Here is a 15,584-nt window from a genome sequence, read left to right as displayed (position 1 = left end):
CTTGACGCGAGCGCTCCGGCGCGCCATCAACATTGCATGAACGATAGTCGGAAGATCGAGCGCATTTGCGTTTATTGCGGCTCTTCCTCGGGCGATGATCCGATGTTCGCGCATGCGGCCGAGGCGCTCGGCGCGGCGATCGCGCGCGAGAAGATGGAGCTCGTGTTCGGCGGCGGCTCTTGCGGGCTGATGGACGTGGTCGCGGGCGCGGCGCTCGCCAATGGCGCACGCGTCACCGGAATCATTCCAGGCTTTCTCGATGAGCGCGAGATCGCGCTGCCGACCGTCTCCGAGCTGCAGGTCGTGCCCGACATGCATACGCGCAAACGGCTGATGTTCGAGAAATCCGACGCTTTCGTAGCGCTGCCGGGCGGCATCGGCACGCTCGAGGAGCTGACCGAGCAATTGACGTGGATTCAGCTCGGCCGTCACAGCAAGCCGCTGGTCATCGCCGATATCGGCGGCTTCTGGAAGCCGCTGCTGTCGCTATTCGCGCATATGCATAACGCCGGCTTCATCCGCCCCGGCTATGAGGTGCGCTATCTCGTCGCCGAACGCATCGAAGATGTGATTCCGATGCTGCGCGCCGTTCACGCGCCGAAGTCGGAAGGCGAGGAGCAGACCATAGAACAGCATTTTTGAAAGAGGGGCACTCCCTTCTCCCACTTGTGCACGGCTGTCCGGGGAAAATCAGGCATAGGCGAGCTCCAGCTGCCTCGGCGATATGCGCCGCCGCGCGGCCTGATATTTGGGCGGCGGCCGTTCGAGTCTGTCGATCGGTCGCCGCTCGAACAGAAACCTGCCGGCGAGCTCCGAGAACCGCAGATGCGCGAGTTCGATATCGTGGCGGTGGGCGGCGATGCGCAGCAGCACGAAAGCGATCATCGCCGCGATCAGCTGCAGCCGCACGGCGTTCTCGTTTTCGCCGAGAAACTTGCGGATGTTGAGATGCTGCTTGATCCAGCGGAACAGCAGCTCTATGGCCCAGCGCGCCTTGTAGAGCGCGGCGATCTCGACCGCCGAACGCGTCATGTCGTTGGTGATCACGACGATCAGCTGCGGCTTGCCGTCCTTCAGCGCATCGCGTTGAATATGAAGGCGACGCAGCGGCATGGGCAGTTTCGAGTCGCCCTTGCTGGCGAGCTCGACCTCGCAATCCCTGAGCACGGTGTAGCCTTCGCCGCGCGTCTGCGGCATCTCCCGATCCGCGAGGTCGGCGAGGCGGGTGTTGCTCTTGGGGCGCGTGACGAACAAGGCTCGGGCCTCGTGAATGTCCCTCCACCATTTGAAATCATAATAGCCCTTGTCGAAGACATAGGTCGCGCCGGCCTCGATCGGCGTCTTCTTGCCGATCTCGACATCGTTGACATTGGCGGGCGTGACCTCGACGCAGAAGGGGCGGTCGACCCCGGGATCGTAGACGACATGCATCTTCATGCCGTGGATGCGGCCGTTCGAGCGGGCGAAGTCGTGGAACTTGCTCAACGGGATAGGCGTCGAATCGATGAGGCGCAGCAGCTCGGCGCCGTCGCGGCGCGTTCTGCGGTCGAGTTCGCAGGAGAGGCGCGCGAAAAGATCGGCGAAGACGCCGACGGGCCGGCGTGCGTTGGCTTCGGCGAGGGTGGAGCGGGCGATCCTGCGGACGCCGAGGTGATAATGGGAGCCGCTGTTGGCGTTGAAGGCGGCCTCGAGGCTGCGCAGGCTCGTTTCGCCGCCGAGCTGAGCGGCGATCAGGACGACGAGATGATCCCAGCTCTTGAAGGATTTGTCGTAGGCGTCGCCCTTGTGGCGCGCGACGATTTGGCCGAACGCGCGACGATCGATCGGCTTGAGCAAGTCGACAAAAACGCTATTCTGGAAGCGCATGTCTGGTCCTTTATTTTCCAGTCTCGACAACCGGAAAATACCCCGAAACCTTCGGAAGTACCAGGCATGCGCCCGCGACTTATCGACTCATTCCCCGGACAGCCGTGCCACTTGTGGGAGAAGGTGGCCCGACGAAGTCGGGTCGGATGAGGGTCCTTCACGCGTCGCTCGATCTCGACGGGCCCTCATCCGACCCCGCTTCGCGGGGCCGCCTTTTCCCGCGCGCGGGAGAAGGAAGAACGTCTATGTCGCGCCCGACTTCACGAGCTTGTAGATGATCGCATCGACCAGCGCCTCGAAGGAGGCGTCGACGACATTGGGCGAGACGCCGACGGTCGACCAGATCTCGCCCTTGGCGTCGGCGCATTCGACCAGCACGCGCGTCACCGCATCGGTGCCGCCCTGGAACACGCGCACGCGATAATCGACGAGCTTCACATCCTCGATGAAGGATTGATATTTGCCGAGGTCCTTGCGCAGCGCCACGTCGAGCGCGTTGATCGGCCCATTGCCTTCGGCGGCCGAGATCGTCGAGCGTCCGTCGATGCGCAGCTTCACGATCGCCTCGGCGCCGGCGTCGTCCGAGGCGCCGATCGCGCCGAAGCGGCGATCGACCGCGACGCTGTAGCGCTCGATGTCGAAATAATGTGGCAGCTCGCCGAGCACGCGCTTGGCGAGCAGAAAGAAGGACGCGTCGGCGCCTTCAAAGGCGTAGCCCTGCGCCTCCTTCTCCTTCACCTCCTCGAGCAGGCGCGTAAGGCGCGGATCGTCCTTGCGCAGCGTCAGCCCGAGGCGTTCGAGCTCGGCGACGATATTGGATTTGCCGGCCTGATCCGACACCAGCACGCGGCGCTGATTGCCGACGCTCTCGGGCGGCACATGCTCATAGGTGCGCGGATCGGCGAGCACGGCGGAAGCGTGAATGCCGGCCTTGGTGGCGAAGGCGCCGGCGCCGACATAGGGCGCATGGCGGTTCGGCGCGCGGTTCAGCAATTCGTCGAGCGCATGGCTCGCGCGGGTGAGGCCCGTGAGGCTCTCGCGCGTCACGCCGATCTCGAAGCGATCGGCATAATCGCTCTTCAGCAGAAGATTGGCGATGATGGTGGTGAGATTGGCGTTGCCGCAGCGCTCGCCGAGGCCATTCAGCGCGCCCTGAATCTGCCGCACGCCGCCGCGCAGCGCGGCGAGCGAGACGGCGACCGCCTGTCCGGTGTCGTCATGCGCATGAATGCCGAGCCGCTCGCCGGGAATGACGCGCGCGACCTCGGCGACGATGCGCTCGACCTCATGCGGCTGCGAGCCGCCATTGGTGTCGCACAGCACGATCCATCGCGCTCCCGCCTCATGCGCGGCGATGGCGCAGCAAAGAGCATAATCGCGATTGTCCTTGTAGCCGTCGAAGAAATGCTCGCAATCGACGAGCGCTTCCTTGCCGCGCGCAACGGCGGCGGCGACCGATTGGCGAATGCCGTCGAGATTATCCTCGAGCGTCGAGCGCAGCGCGACGCGCACCTGATAATCCCACGCCTTGGCGACGAAGGTGACGCAATCGCAATCGGCGTCGAGCAGAGCGGCGACGCCCGGATCATTGGCGGCCGAGCGGCCCTGTCGGCGCGTCATGCCGAAGGCGGCGAAGCGCGCCTTCGTCTGCGGCCGCTTCGCGAAGAATTCGGTGTCGAGCGGATTGGCGCCGGGATAGCCGCCTTCGATATAATCGACGCCGAGATCGTCGAGAAGCGCGGCGATCTGGCGCTTGTCGGCGAGCGAGAAATCGACGCCGGTCGTCTGCGCGCCGTCGCGCAATGTCGTATCGAAGATCGTCAGCCGTTCCCGCGTCATCGCGCCTGCGCCTTTTCGTCGAGCGTCTTCTTCATCGTCGTGTTGCCGAGCCATTCGCCGCGCAATTCACGCGTGTTGCGCTGATAGGGAACATAGCCGCGCGCGGCGAAGAAATCGCGCGCCGCATCGGAGGCGTCGACGCTGATCTCGCGCGCGCCGCGCGCCTGCGCGAGCTTTTCCAGCGCATCGGTCAGCGCCGCGCCGACGCCGCGCCGCGCCGCGCGCGGATGCACATAGAGCATGTCGAGGCGTGTGTTATCGCGCAGCGAGGCGAAGCCGGCGATTTCTCCATCGAGCGAGGCGACGAGGGTCAGCGCGCCCGCGAGCTTTTGCGCGAAGGCCGCTTCGTCATCGGCCGCCGCGGCCCAGGCGGCGCGCTGATCCTCGTCATAGTCCTCGGCGGCGAGCGTCTCGACGCTCTCGCGGAAGAGTTCTGCGAGCAGCGGCGTATCTGCCGGCAGAAAGGGACGAAGGCCCGGCGGAGCGGCGGCGCGGCCCATCAGATCACCTCGAACGCGCTCAGCACACGCCAGGCGAAAGCCGCGGCGAGAGCGAGGATGAGCAGCTTGAAGAGGAGATAGGACGCCCAATGCCCCGGGAAGGGGAGATATTTGCGCCAGTCGATGTCAGGCATGGACGTCTCCTCACGGTTGCGATGCTTGATTTTGATGCGATCCGGCAGGAAGCTCGCGTTCATGTCGAAGCCATTCGCGCGGCGATTGCGCGCCACGAGCACGCCCGCGGAATCGCTGCTGTGGCGCGAGTTGCGGGCGTCGAAGCTCGATGGGCTGAAGTTCCGGCGACAGACGCCGATCGCCGGCTATATCGCCGATTTTTGCTGTTATGAGCTCGGCCTGACGATCGAGCTCGACGGCAAGCATCATGCGGAGCAGCCGATCTCGGACGCGGAGCGCCGCACGGTGATCGAGAGCCACGGATTTTTGGAGCTGCGTTTCACCAATGACGAAGTGAAAGAGCGGCTCGACTGGGTTCTGCAGGAAATCCGCCGCGCCGCGGACATTGCCCGCTGCCGCGCGCCGAGGCGCCCTTTTCCGCGCCTCGATTAGAGTCCGAGTGGTGGAGCGCGACTCCTTCTCCCATGGGGAGAAGGTGGCCCCGCGAAGCGGGGTCGGATGAGGGGAGCCCCGCTCTCCGCCAAAGCCCCCGGCGCCGTAGCCCCTCACCCGGCCGCTCCGCGGCCATCCTCTCCCTATGGGAGAGGGATTGCGCGAACAGGGATAGGTGGTGGGCCTCACCGCTTCACTTCCCATGTCGTCGTGCCGTCCTTATTGTCCTTCAGCGCGACGCCCATTGCTGCGAGCGCGTCGCGGATGCGGTCGGACTCGGCCCAGTTTTTTGTGGCACGAGCAGTGCGGCGTCTCTCAATTAACTCTTTAATTTTGTCGCTTTCCGCTTCGTCAACGCTTGATCTCTGCCACGCTGGATCAAGAATCGTCTGCAATCCCAAGAGCGACAACGCCGCCCGTAGCCGCGCCGCCGCAATTTGCTGCTCAACAGGCGATGCTGCGGTTGACTCTTCCCCCCACTCCAGAGCGGCGGTCGGCCCGACGCGGGCTAATTCATGAATCCGGCTCAAAGCGGCCGGAGTATTTAGATCATCAGCAAGATATTCCATAAATGCCGACGGTAATGGTCCGAAATCGGATATGTCGTCATCTAGACTCAAGGCCAACTCGACGAATCTTCTCCATCGCAGCAGAGTTCGTTCCGCCTCCTCCAGCGCCTTCACGGTGAAATCGATCGGCTGGCGATAATGCGTCCGCAGCATAGCGAGGCGCAGCACCTCGCCCGGCCATTTGCGTCCGCCGAAATTCTCCGTGTGCAACAGTTCGTGAATCGTCACGAAATTCCCCAGGCTCTTGGACATCTTCTCGCCCTCGACCTGCAGGAATCCATTGTGCATCCAGTAATTCGCCATCACTTCGTGGCCGAAGGCGCAGCGCGTCTGGGCGATCTCGTTCTCGTGATGCGGGAAGACGAGATCGATGCCGCCGCCGTGAATGTCGAAGGTCTCGCCGAGATGCTTCCACGACATCGCCGAGCATTCGAGATGCCAGCCCGGCCGGCCGCGCCCCCAGGGCGAGTCCCAGCCGGGCTCGCTGTCCTTCGACGGCTTCCACAGCACGAAATCCATGTCGCCGCGCTTATAGGGCGCGACGTCGACTCTCGCGCCGGCGATCATCTCGTCCAGCGGGCGGCGCGACAGCCGGCCGTAATCGGCCATCGACGGCACGTCGAACAGCACATGGCCGTCGGCGGCATAGGCATGGCCGGAGGCGATGAGCTTCTCGACGAGGGCGATCATCTGCGCGATATGTTCTGTCGCGCGCGGCTGCACGCTGGGCGGCAGGCAGCCGAGCGCAGCGACATCGGCCTGGAAGATGGCGTTGGTGCCCTCGGTCAGCTCGCGGATCGAAATGCCGCGCTCGGCGGCGCGGGCGTTGATCTTGTCGTCGACATCGGTGATGTTGCGGACATAGGTCACATGCTCGGCGCCATAGAGCTGGCGCAGCAGCCGGAACAGCACGTCGAAGACGATCAGCGGCCGGGCGTTGCCGATATGGGCGTAGTCATAGACAGTCGGCCCGCAGACATACATGCGCACATTGGCCGGATCGATCGGCCGGAATTCCTCTTTAACGCGCGTCAGCGTGTTGTAGAGCTTCAAAACGGGAGCGTCGGACGACATGGTTTCCCCTCGGCCTGCCGGCCCGGGGCGTCATTTGTGTCGAAGAGGGACGTGACGGCTCCGGCCAGCGATTTCGCTAGCTGATAATGATCCGACAGATGCGGGAGCGGAGCGTGCGCAGCATGGGGCTAACATGCGCGCTCCCGTGGTTTCCGTCAAGGCGCCGCAGCGAAGGGAGCGGGATGATCGAGATTTGGGAGGAGCTGGCCAGAGCCCGGACGGCGGCGGGCGACGAGCTGATCCTGCGCCGCCGCGCCGGTGTCTTCGAGATCCGCTGCAACGGCTATGACCTCATGTCCAATCGCGCGCATCGTTCGGAGGAGGCGCTGGCGCAGCTGGCGCTCGAAGAGCTGCACGCGCCGGCGACGCGCATTCTCGTCGGCGGCCTCGGCCTCGGCTTCACCTTGCGCGCTGCGCTCGACGGCGCCCCGCCCGCGGCGCGGGTGACGGTCTGCGAGCTGCTGCCCGAGATCGTCGGCTGGTGCCGAGGCCCGCTGGCGCCGCTCGCCGGCCGCCCCCTCGACGATCCGCGCGTCAATCTGCGCGTCGGCGATATCGCCGAGACGATAGCCTCCGCCGACAATGCTTTCGACGCCGTGCTTCTCGACGTCGACAATGGACCGGATGCGCTCTCCTGCGCCGCCAATGGCGCGCTCTATTCGCGCGAAGGGCTGGCGCGCCTGCGCGCCGCGCTGGCGCGGGAGGGCGTGCTCGCCGTCTGGTCCGCCGATCCCTCGCCCAGTTTCGAGACGGCGCTCGACGCGGCCGGATGGCGCTGGCGCGCGCAGGAGGTCGCGGCGCGCGGCGTCGACGGCGATCCGCTGCATGTGGTCTACACGGCCCGCCCTTTCTGAGCGCCGAATTCCACGAGCCGGTCGCTTTTCGCGCTAATATGCGCGCGGCGAATCTACCCCCGAGAGGATCGGCGAATGCGACGTTTCTGGCGACAACTCATTGCGGCGGCTTTTATTTGCGGGCTCGGCGAGGCGGCGCTCGCGCAGCAGCCGCGCGTCGTGCCGCAATCGCATGCGGACGCGGTGCTCTCCTTCTCGCCGATCGTCAAAAAGGCGAGCCCGGCCGTCGTCAATGTGTTTGCGACGCGGATCGAGCAGCGGCCCGTCAACCCGTTCTTGGACGATCCGATCTTCCGCCGCTTCTTCGGCGAGGGCGGCGGAGGGCCGCGCGGTCCCACCGCTCAGTCGCTCGGCTCCGGGGTCATTGTCGATGCGGGCGGGCTCGTCGTCACCAATAATCACGTCATCGAGGGCATGACCGACGTCAAGGTGTCGCTCGCCGACAAGCGCGAGATTCCCGCGAAGATCCTGCTGCGCGACCCGCGCACCGACCTCGCCGTGCTGAAGCTGACCGAGGGCTCCGCCTTCCCCACCATGGAGCTCGGCGATTCGGATGCGCTCGAGGTCGGCGATCTCACGCTCGCCATCGGCAATCCCTTCGGCGTCGGCCAGACGGTGACGCAGGGCATCGTCTCGGCGCTGGCCCGCACGCAGGTCGGCATCTCCGACTATGGCTTCTTCATCCAGACCGACGCCTCGATCAATCCCGGCAATTCGGGCGGTCCGCTCGTCGACATGAACGGGCGCGTCGTCGGCATCAATTCCGCGATCTTCTCGAAGTCCGGCGGCTCGGTCGGCATCGGCTTCGCCATTCCGGTCAATATGGTCAAGATCGTCGTGGCGGCGGCCAAGGGCGGCGGCCATCAGGTGAAACGGCCGTGGCTCGGCGCCACGTTGCAAAATCTCTCCAAGGAGATTTCCGATGGGCTCGGGCTCGAGCGGCCGGCCGGCGCGCTGATCGCCGATCTCATCGCCAAGGGTCCGGCCGCCGAGGCGGGGCTGAAGCGCGGCGACGTCATCGTCTCGGTGGACGGCCAGTCGGCCGACGATCCGGAGGCGGTCGGCTATCGGCTCGCCACCAAGCCGCTCGGCGGTCAGGCGACGCTCGGCGTGCTGCGCGGCGGCAAGACGGTGTTTCTGCCACTGCGCCTCGCCCCGGCGCCGGAGACTCCGGCGCGCGATCCGGTGAAGGTGAAGGGCGCTTCGCCCTTCGCCGGCGCGACGGTGGTCAATCTGTCGCCGGCCGTGGTCGAGGAGCTGTCGGTGCAGGGCGTCGCCATCGGCGTGGTGGTGACCGAGATCGACGAGGACTCCACCGCTGCGCGGCTCAATTTGCAGAAGGGCGACGTGATCCTCGCCATCAATGACGAGAAGATCGGCACGACGCGCGAGCTGGAGCAGGCGACGGGCGGGCGCCGCTATTACTGGAAGATCACGCTGGCGCGCGGCGGGCAGGTGTTCACGACGGTAGTGGGGGGGTAGCGGTCCTTTTGCGCCGTCGGTCAGCCTTTGGGCCGGCGGCGCCTCGTCCGAGCTTCCATTCCGTCCACGCTTCGCATATTCGGCGGCCATCTCCGACATGGCGACGTGAAGCGCTTTCTCGCTCAACAAATCGAGGCGACTTTCGAGATATTTGATCCGCGCCGTCGATTCCGCTTCGGCGGCGATCCGCTCTCGCTCGATGCGATCGATCTTGTCGCTCTGCCGTTCGATCAGACGCTTGAATTCGTCGAGCGACTCTCTCGTATATCGACGCAGCTCGTCGAACTGCACCGTCGTCGTCACGATCTCCTTGTAGAGTTCCGCGAGCTTCACCGTGAGCTGCGACAATATCCTATTGCCGAACACGAAATGCTCCGCAAAGAGAAATAAAAACGCTCAGAACTTTTTTGCCCAAGCTTGGTAATCTCGCAATTCTGCTTTGTATTCCTGCATGGACTTTGCGAGATTTTTTACCTCGGCCGAAATCTTGTCGAGCTCGGCTGCTTGCTGGCGCATGGACTGGAAGCGGTGGTGGGTGGCTCGGAGAAAATCTCGAATACCGAGAGCGAGGTTGGAACGCGGCCACGCAGACTCTATGCGGTGGAACCGCGAATCATTCATGACACCGCTCCCGTCTCGGACCGTGACCCGGCCGACAGCATAAGTTTACACCAGTCACGTCGGTCCGCCAGCTTCTCTTGTGCTGCGTCGACGAACGTGTCTCGAGAGCGAGCCTTCAGGCTCGCTCTTTCAGCTCTGCATCATACGTTCAGTGGAGGCTCACCGTCTGCAGCTGATGCTCCCAGGCGTTGGCCCGCGCGCCTTCTTCCGTGTCGGCGAGCACGATCGGGCTGCCATCGGCGCCGAGCAGGGCGAAGAGGGTGATGCCCGGCTGGATCGGAGGCGCCTGGGGATAGAGGCGCGTCACATCCTCCGACCGCATGGTCCGCACATAGGCGATGGCTCCATCGCCGAGATGGGCGAACTGCTCGGTGGTCAGAGGCGGGAGCTTTCTCTCGTATGTGATCTTGCCTTCCATGACACTCTCCTCGGCGGTCGGTACGACCCGCCTTACGGGCGCCTACCTTCGTAGCACAGGAGATATTTGTACATCGTAGCCCCGGATTGTTAGGGGCGGCGCCGAGGATTCTCGTTCTGCTAACGCTACAGGTCGAGAACGATGCGCGCCGGGTCCTCGAGCTGCTCCTTGACCCGCACCAGAAAGGTCACCGCCTCCTTCCCGTCGACAATGCGATGGTCGTAGGAGAGGGCGAGATACATCATCGGCCGGATCTCGATCTTGCCGGCGACGACCACCGGGCGCTCCTCGATCTTATGCATGCCGAGAATGCCCGATTGCGGGGCGTTGAGGATCGGCGTCGACATCAGCGAGCCATAGGTGCCGCCATTGGAGATGGTGAAGGTGCCGCCGGACAGATCCTCGAGGTCGAGCCGGCCTTCGCGAGCGCGGCGGCCGAACTCGCCGATCGCCTTCTCGATCTCGGCGACGCTGAGCCGGTCGGCGTCGCGCACCACCGGCACCACGAGGCCCTTATCCGTGCCCACGGCCACGCCGATATGGCAATAATGCTTGTAGATGACGTCGGCGCCGTCGATCTCGGCGTTGACCGCCGGGACCTCCTCGAGCGCCTTGCAGCAGGCCTTCACGAAGAAGCCCATGAAGCCGAGCTTCACATGATGCTTCTTCTCGAACAGATCCTTGTAGCGGTTGCGCAGCGCCATCACCGCCGACATGTCGACCTCGTTGAAGGTCGTCAGCATGGCGGCGTTGGCCTGCGCCTCCTTCAGGCGCCTCGCGATGGTCTGGCGCAGGCGCGACATGCGGACGCGCTCCTCGCGCTCCACGTCGCCGGGGGCGGAGGCGGGGCGCGGCGCCGGCGGCGCGCTGACGGGGGGAAGGGGCGCCGGCGGCGGCGCGACCGGCGCGGGCCTCGCCGCGAGCGCCAGCACATCCTCCTTCAGCACTTGACCCTGCTTGCCGGAACCTATGACGCCGGAGAGATCCACGCCCTGCTCGCGTGCGATCTTGGCGGCGGACGGGGCAGGCGGACGGCTCGGCGCCTCGGAGACCGTCGCGCCGGCGCCGGCCGCGACGGTTTCGGGCGCCGCGACAGCGGCCGCGACCGGCGCCGCGCGCGGGGCGGGAGCCGGGGCGAAGACGGCGCCGGCTCCATCGGTGATCTGGCCGAGCAGGGCCCCCGGCGTCACCGTCTCGCCCTCCTTGGCCAAGGTCTCGGCGAGCACGCCGGCGGCCGGAGCGTTGACCTCGAGGGTCACCTTGTCGGTTTCGAGCTCGACCAGCGGCTCGTCGGCGGCGACCGCCTCGCCCGCCTTCTTGAACCAGCGGCCGATCGTCGCCTCGGTGACCGATTCACCGAGCGTGGGAACGCGGATTTCCGTCATGTTCACTCCGCCGCCAAAGAAGAGACGCGCGCTGAAAAGGCTTCGTCCAGAAAGGCCCGAAGCTGCGCCTGATGCTTGGACATTGTGCCGGCCGCCGTCGCCGCCGAGGCGGGCCGGCCGATATAGCGCGCGCGTTTCGATTGGCCGCCGACCTGGGTCAGCACCCATTCGAGATAAGGCTCGACGAAGAACCACGCGCCCATATTCTTGGGCTCCTCCTGGCACCAGAACACATCGGCCTGCTTGAAGCGCGACAGCATGGTGACGAGGCCCTTCAGCGGGAAGGGGTAGAGCTGCTCTACGCGCAGCAGATAGACGTCATTGGCGCCGCGCGCCTCGCGCTCCTCGAGCAAATCATAATAGACCTTGCCCGAGCACATGATGACGCGGGCGATGCGATCGTCCGGCGCGAGGCGGAAGCTGTCGGAGGGATGCAGCTCGGCGTCGTCGGAGATGAAGCGGTGGAACATCGTCCCCTCGCCCATGTCCTCGAGGCGCGAGACGCAGCGCTTATGACGCAGCAACGATTTCGGCGTCATCAGCACCAAAGGCTTGCGAATGTCGCGATGCAGCTGTCGGCGCAGGATGTGAAAATAATTCGCCGGCGTCGAGCAATTGGCGACCTGCATATTGTCCTCGGCGCAGAGCTGCAGATAGCGCTCGAGCCGCGCCGACGAATGCTCCGGCCCCTGGCCCTCATAACCATGCGGCAGCAGGCAGACGAGGCCGGACATGCGCAGCCATTTGCGCTCGCCCGCCGACAGGAACTGATCGAAGATCACCTGCGCGCCATTGGCGAAATCGCCGAATTGCGCCTCCCACAGCACCAGCGAGCGCGGCTCGGCGAGCGAATAGCCATATTCGAAGCCGAGCACCGCTTCTTCCGAGAGCATCGAATTGATGACCTCGAAGCGTCCCTGCCCCTGGCCGAGATGATCGAGCGGCAGATAGCGGGATTCGTCCTCCTGATCGACCAGCACGGAATGGCGCTGTGAGAAGGTGCCGCGCTCGCTGTCTTGGCCCGAGAGGCGCACATTATAGCCTTCCGCCAGCAGCGAGCCGAACGCCAGCGCTTCCGCCGTCGCCCAGTCGATTCCAGCGCCGCTCATGATCGCGGCGCGTCGGGAATCGAGGAAGCGCTGGATGGTGCGGTGGATGTGGAAGGTCTCCGGAACCTTGGTGAGCTCGTCGCCGATGCGGCGCAGCGTCTCGACCGGCACGCCGGTCTTGCCGCGACGCTCGTCCTCGGAGGATTGATAGCCTGGCTTCACGCCGGCCCAGCGGCCGTCGAGCCAATCGGCCTTGTTGGGCCGATAGGATTGCGCCGCCTCCATCTCCTGCTCGAGACGCTGCCGCCATTCGGTCTTGATCGCCTCGACATCGTCGCGCGTGACGAGCCCCTCGCCGATCAGCTTCTCCGCATAGAGATCGAAGGTCGTCTTATGCGACCGGATCTTCTTGTACATCAGCGGCTGGGTGAAGGCCGGCTCGTCGCCCTCATTGTGGCCGAAGCGGCGATAGCACCACATGTCGATGACGACGGGCTTCTGGAACTGCTGGCGGAACTCCGTCGCGACGCGCGCGGCGTAGACGACCGCCTCCGGATCGTCGCCATTCACATGGAAGATCGGCGCCTCGACCATCTTCGCCACATCGGACGGATAGGGCGAGGAGCGCGAATAGCGCGGATAGGTGGTGAAGCCGATCTGATTATTGATGATGAAATGCACCGAGCCGCCGGTGCGATGGCCCTTCAGGCCCGAGAGCCCGAAACATTCGGCGACGACGCCCTGGCCGGCGAAGGCCGCGTCGCCATGGATCAGCAGCGGCATCACGCAGCGGCGTTCATTGTCGGCGCAATGATATTGATCCTGCTTGGCGCGCACTTTTCCGAGCACCACGGGATCGACGATCTCGAGATGCGACGGATTGGCGGTGAGCGACAAATGCACCTTGTTGTTGTCGAACTCTCGGTCCGACGACGCGCCGAGATGATATTTGACGTCGCCCGAGCCCTCGACCTCGTCCGGCAGGAAGGAGCCGCCCTTGAACTCGTGGAACAGAGCGCGATGCGGCTTGCCCATGACCTGGCACAGCACGTTGAGGCGGCCGCGATGGGCCATGCCGAGCACGATCTCCTTCGCGCCCAGCGCGCCGCCGCGCTTGATGATCTGCTCCAGCGCCGGCACGATGGATTCGGAGCCGTCGAGCCCGAAGCGCTTGGTGCCGGTGTATTTGACGTCGAGGAACTTCTCGAAGCCTTCCGCCTCGACCAGCTTGCGCAGAATGGCCTTCTTGCCTTCGGCGGTGAAGGCGATCTCCTTCTTCGGTCCCTCGATGCGGGATTGAATCCAGGCTTTCTCCTCCGGATTGGAGATATGCATGAACTCATAGCCGATGGGGCCGCAATAGGTGCGGCGCAGGATCGCCACCATCTCGAAGACGCTGGCGTATTTCATGCCCATCACGCCGTCGATGAAGATCTTGCGATCATAGTCCTCGTCGGTGAAGCCATAGGTGCCGGGATGCAGCTCGCCATGATCCTGGCGCTCGCTATCCTGGCGCTGCTCGAGCCCGAGCGGATCGAGATTGGCGTGCAGATGGCCGCGCATGCGATAGGCGCGGATCATCATCAGCGCGCGCACGCTGTCGCGCGCGGCGCGCTGAAGCTCCTCGGCCGAAGGCGCGGCCGCTTTTTCGGCGCCGGCCTTGCTCGGCGCGGGCTTGGCCGACTCACCGCCGGCCAGCGCAGAGGCGAGTTCGTCGGTCGGCTGCATCGGCCAGCCCGGCCGCGCCCAGGACGGGCCCGCCGGCCCGCGCGGCTCGCCGGTCGCGCCGAGGCTCGCGAAATACTCGCGCCACGCCGGGCCGACCGAGGAGGGATCCGCCTCATAGGCCGTGAGCAGATGTTCGATATAAGCGGCGTCGACTCCTTGTAGAGCCTCGCTCTGCGCAGCCGCGTTCCTTCGGGGCTGCGGAGCGTTTCCCGCCGAACCGCCATTCGTCTCGAGACGCGCCATTCTTCTATCTCCCGAGCGTCGAGCTCGCATCAACTAGAGCGAAATCTTTTTTACGCTTCCTTACGATTTCGCTCCGCACCGGAGACGACGAGAGGCCGGCGCCTCGCGGCGTCGGCTTGCTCGTCATTCGCCGGGCTCCGGCTTCCGATTGTTTGCATGAACAAGAGCGCGGGGGCTCCTGAAGCCCCCTCCCCGGCCCTCCCCCGCTACGCGGGAGAAGGAGCATATACCGCGCGCCACGAGGCCCGCGCATCATCGCGACCGCGCCGTTCCACGAAGCGGTGGGGCGCGAAGGAGGGGAGCGCCGCCTCGGATCGAGACGACGCTTTTTCCCCTCAGCCGTTCAGCATCTCGACAAGAGTCTTGCCGAGCCGCGCTGGCGAGGGCGACACTCTGATCCCGGCCGACTCCATCGCCGCGATCTTGCTCTCCGCGTCGCCCTTGCCGCCGGAGACGATCGCTCCGGCATGTCCCATGCGCCGCCCGGGCGGCGCAGTCCGGCCGGCGATGAAGCCGACCATCGGCTTCTTGCGGCCGCGCTTGGCCTCGTCCCGAAGGAACTCGGCCGCGTCTTCTTCCGCGGAGCCGCCGATCTCGCCGATCATGATGATGGATTTGGTGGCGTCGTCGGCCAGAAACAACTCCAGCACCTCGATGAAGTCGGTTCCCTTGACCGGATCGCCGCCGATGCCGACCGCGCTGGTCTGGCCGAGGCCCTCGCGCGTCGTCTGGAACACGGCCTCATAGGTCAGCGTGCCCGAGCGCGAGACGACGCCGACGGAGCCGTTGCTGAAGATATTGCCCGGCATGATGCCGATCTTGCACTCGCCCGCGGTGACGACGCCGGGGCAGTTCGGCCCGATGAGCCGCGACTTGGAGCCCGAGAGCGCGCGCCGCACGCGGATCATGTCGTGAACCGGCACGCCCTCGGTGATGGCGACGATGAGCGGGATCTCGGCGTCGATCGCTTCGCAAATAGCGTCGGCCGCGCCCGGCGGCGGCACATAGATGACGCTGGCGTCGGCGCCGGTCTTCTCGCGCGCCTCGGCGACGGTGTCGAAGACGGGGAGGTCGAGATGTTTCGAGCCGCCCTTGCCCGGCGAGACTCCGCCGACCATGCGCGTGCCGTAGAGAATGGCCTGCTCCGAATGGAACGTGCCGTTCTTGCCGGTGAAACCTTGACAGATGACCTTGGTGTTCTTGTCGATGAGGACGGACATTTGGGTCCCTGGGGCGTCGCGGCGCACCCTCGCCGCCGGAATCGGACCGCCACGCTCCCGCCAGAACTCGATGTGGAGGGCGCCGCGGCGGATTTTCTCAGGCCGAGAGGCGCGTTTTGCTGCGCTTCGGCCTGCATGATTGCAAAATATCTGGACGCCTCGCGCGCAT

At 65.3% G+C, this 15,584-nt stretch carries 15 protein-coding genes; 5 read left to right on the top strand and 10 right to left on the bottom strand.

The features are described 5' to 3' along the window. Window positions 1–36 precede the first annotated feature (36 nt). On the top strand, window positions 37–642 hold the full coding sequence (locus CQW49_RS16490; protein WP_099831812.1) for an LOG family protein: 606 nt from the start codon (window positions 37–39) through the stop codon (window positions 640–642). 48 nt (window positions 643–690) lie between these two features. Here CQW49_RS16490 and CQW49_RS16485 read toward each other — a convergent pair whose 3' ends face one another. The 4 genes from CQW49_RS16485 to CQW49_RS26120 form a co-directional block, all read right to left on the bottom strand. Further along, window positions 691–1,866: an IS4 family transposase gene (locus tag CQW49_RS16485; RefSeq protein WP_024749364.1), complete on the bottom strand. Its 1,176-nt coding sequence runs from the start codon at window positions 1,864–1,866 to the stop codon at window positions 691–693. Window positions 1,867–2,109: 243 nt separating this feature from the next. Further along, a complete protein-coding gene (gene cimA / locus CQW49_RS16475; protein ID WP_003613062.1) occupies window positions 2,110–3,705 on the bottom strand; it encodes a citramalate synthase in 1,596 nt (531 codons plus the stop codon). Then, window positions 3,702–4,205, bottom strand: a complete 504-nt coding sequence (locus CQW49_RS16470; RefSeq protein ID WP_003613063.1) for a GNAT family N-acetyltransferase — start codon at window positions 4,203–4,205, stop codon at window positions 3,702–3,704. Before CQW49_RS16470 ends, cimA begins: the two co-directional genes overlap by 4 nt. Beyond that, the gene (locus CQW49_RS26120; RefSeq protein ID WP_003613064.1) at window positions 4,205–4,339 is read right to left on the bottom strand and encodes a hypothetical protein; all 135 of its coding nucleotides are present in this window, start codon (window positions 4,337–4,339) and stop codon (window positions 4,205–4,207) included. Before CQW49_RS26120 ends, CQW49_RS16470 begins: the two co-directional genes overlap by 1 nt. A 61-nt stretch (window positions 4,340–4,400) precedes the next feature. Between CQW49_RS26120 and CQW49_RS16460 the strand changes: the two genes are divergently transcribed. After that, window positions 4,401–4,772: an endonuclease domain-containing protein gene (locus CQW49_RS16460; protein ID WP_003613065.1), complete on the top strand. Its 372-nt coding sequence runs from the start codon at window positions 4,401–4,403 to the stop codon at window positions 4,770–4,772. A 185-nt stretch (window positions 4,773–4,957) separates the two neighbouring features. On the opposite strand, the gene cysS is transcribed toward CQW49_RS16460, so the two are convergent. Then, window positions 4,958–6,415 carry a cysteine--tRNA ligase gene (gene cysS, locus CQW49_RS16455; protein ID WP_003613066.1) on the bottom strand — a complete coding sequence of 486 codons (1,458 nt, stop codon included), beginning with the start codon at window positions 6,413–6,415 and terminating at the stop codon, window positions 4,958–4,960. A gap of 182 nt (window positions 6,416–6,597) precedes the next feature. Here cysS and CQW49_RS16450 point away from each other — a divergent pair, with 182 nt between their 5' ends. From CQW49_RS16450 to CQW49_RS16440, 3 genes are all read left to right on the top strand, one after another. After that, the gene (locus CQW49_RS16450) at window positions 6,598–7,269 is read left to right on the top strand and encodes a spermine/spermidine synthase domain-containing protein (protein WP_003613067.1); all 672 of its coding nucleotides are present in this window, start codon (window positions 6,598–6,600) and stop codon (window positions 7,267–7,269) included. Window positions 7,270–7,344: 75 nt separating this feature from the next. Then, on the top strand, window positions 7,345–8,751 hold the full coding sequence (locus tag CQW49_RS16445) for a Do family serine endopeptidase (RefSeq protein WP_003613069.1): 1,407 nt from the start codon (window positions 7,345–7,347) through the stop codon (window positions 8,749–8,751). 105 nt (window positions 8,752–8,856) lie between these two features. Next, window positions 8,857–9,141 carry a hypothetical protein gene (locus tag CQW49_RS16440; protein WP_155931253.1) on the top strand — a complete coding sequence of 95 codons (285 nt, stop codon included), beginning with the start codon at window positions 8,857–8,859 and terminating at the stop codon, window positions 9,139–9,141. Between the two features lie 6 nt (window positions 9,142–9,147). Here CQW49_RS16440 and CQW49_RS24705 read toward each other — a convergent pair whose 3' ends face one another. The 5 genes from CQW49_RS24705 to sucD form a co-directional block, all read right to left on the bottom strand. Next, a complete protein-coding gene (locus tag CQW49_RS24705) occupies window positions 9,148–9,372 on the bottom strand; it encodes a hypothetical protein (protein WP_003613073.1) in 225 nt (74 codons plus the stop codon). Between the two features lie 148 nt (window positions 9,373–9,520). Next, window positions 9,521–9,790: a BQ00720 family protein gene (locus CQW49_RS16435; RefSeq protein ID WP_003613075.1), complete on the bottom strand. Its 270-nt coding sequence runs from the start codon at window positions 9,788–9,790 to the stop codon at window positions 9,521–9,523. A gap of 125 nt (window positions 9,791–9,915) precedes the next feature. After that, a complete protein-coding gene (gene odhB, locus CQW49_RS16430) occupies window positions 9,916–11,175 on the bottom strand; it encodes a 2-oxoglutarate dehydrogenase complex dihydrolipoyllysine-residue succinyltransferase (RefSeq protein ID WP_099831810.1) in 1,260 nt (419 codons plus the stop codon). Window positions 11,176–11,177: 2 nt separating this feature from the next. Continuing rightward, entirely contained in the window at window positions 11,178–14,195 is a 3,018-nt protein-coding gene (locus CQW49_RS16425; protein WP_003613867.1) for a 2-oxoglutarate dehydrogenase E1 component, read from the bottom strand. Between the two features lie 335 nt (window positions 14,196–14,530). Next, window positions 14,531–15,415: a succinate--CoA ligase subunit alpha gene (gene sucD, locus CQW49_RS16420; RefSeq protein ID WP_003613868.1), complete on the bottom strand. Its 885-nt coding sequence runs from the start codon at window positions 15,413–15,415 to the stop codon at window positions 14,531–14,533. Window positions 15,416–15,584: the final 169 nt, after the last annotated feature.

Source organism: Methylosinus trichosporium OB3b (genome assembly GCF_002752655.1).
GTDB lineage: Bacteria > Pseudomonadota > Alphaproteobacteria > Rhizobiales > Beijerinckiaceae > Methylosinus > Methylosinus trichosporium.
This window is presented reverse-complemented; position numbering and strand designations above follow the sequence as displayed.

Coding starts and splice junctions, on each gene's coding strand:
- cimA (WP_003613062.1), bottom strand. CDS start 3,705: ATGACGCGGGAACGGCTGACGATCTTCGATACGACATTGCGCGACGGC.
- CQW49_RS16470 (WP_003613063.1), bottom strand. CDS start 4,205: ATGGGCCGCGCCGCCGCTCCGCCGGGCCTTCGTCCCTTTCTGCCGGCA.
- CQW49_RS16425 (WP_003613867.1), bottom strand. CDS start 14,195: ATGGCGCGTCTCGAGACGAATGGCGGTTCGGCGGGAAACGCTCCGCAG.
- CQW49_RS16490 (WP_099831812.1), top strand. CDS start 37: ATGAACGATAGTCGGAAGATCGAGCGCATTTGCGTTTATTGCGGCTCT.
- CQW49_RS16435 (WP_003613075.1), bottom strand. CDS start 9,790: ATGGAAGGCAAGATCACATACGAGAGAAAGCTCCCGCCTCTGACCACC.
- sucD (WP_003613868.1), bottom strand. CDS start 15,415: ATGTCCGTCCTCATCGACAAGAACACCAAGGTCATCTGTCAAGGTTTC.
- CQW49_RS16460 (WP_003613065.1), top strand. CDS start 4,401: ATGTCGAAGCCATTCGCGCGGCGATTGCGCGCCACGAGCACGCCCGCG.
- cysS (WP_003613066.1), bottom strand. CDS start 6,415: ATGTCGTCCGACGCTCCCGTTTTGAAGCTCTACAACACGCTGACGCGC.
- CQW49_RS16445 (WP_003613069.1), top strand. CDS start 7,345: ATGCGACGTTTCTGGCGACAACTCATTGCGGCGGCTTTTATTTGCGGG.
- CQW49_RS16450 (WP_003613067.1), top strand. CDS start 6,598: ATGATCGAGATTTGGGAGGAGCTGGCCAGAGCCCGGACGGCGGCGGGC.
- CQW49_RS24705 (WP_003613073.1), bottom strand. CDS start 9,372: ATGAATGATTCGCGGTTCCACCGCATAGAGTCTGCGTGGCCGCGTTCC.
- CQW49_RS26120 (WP_003613064.1), bottom strand. CDS start 4,339: ATGCCTGACATCGACTGGCGCAAATATCTCCCCTTCCCGGGGCATTGG.
- CQW49_RS16485 (WP_024749364.1), bottom strand. CDS start 1,866: ATGCGCTTCCAGAATAGCGTTTTTGTCGACTTGCTCAAGCCGATCGAT.
- odhB (WP_099831810.1), bottom strand. CDS start 11,175: ATGACGGAAATCCGCGTTCCCACGCTCGGTGAATCGGTCACCGAGGCG.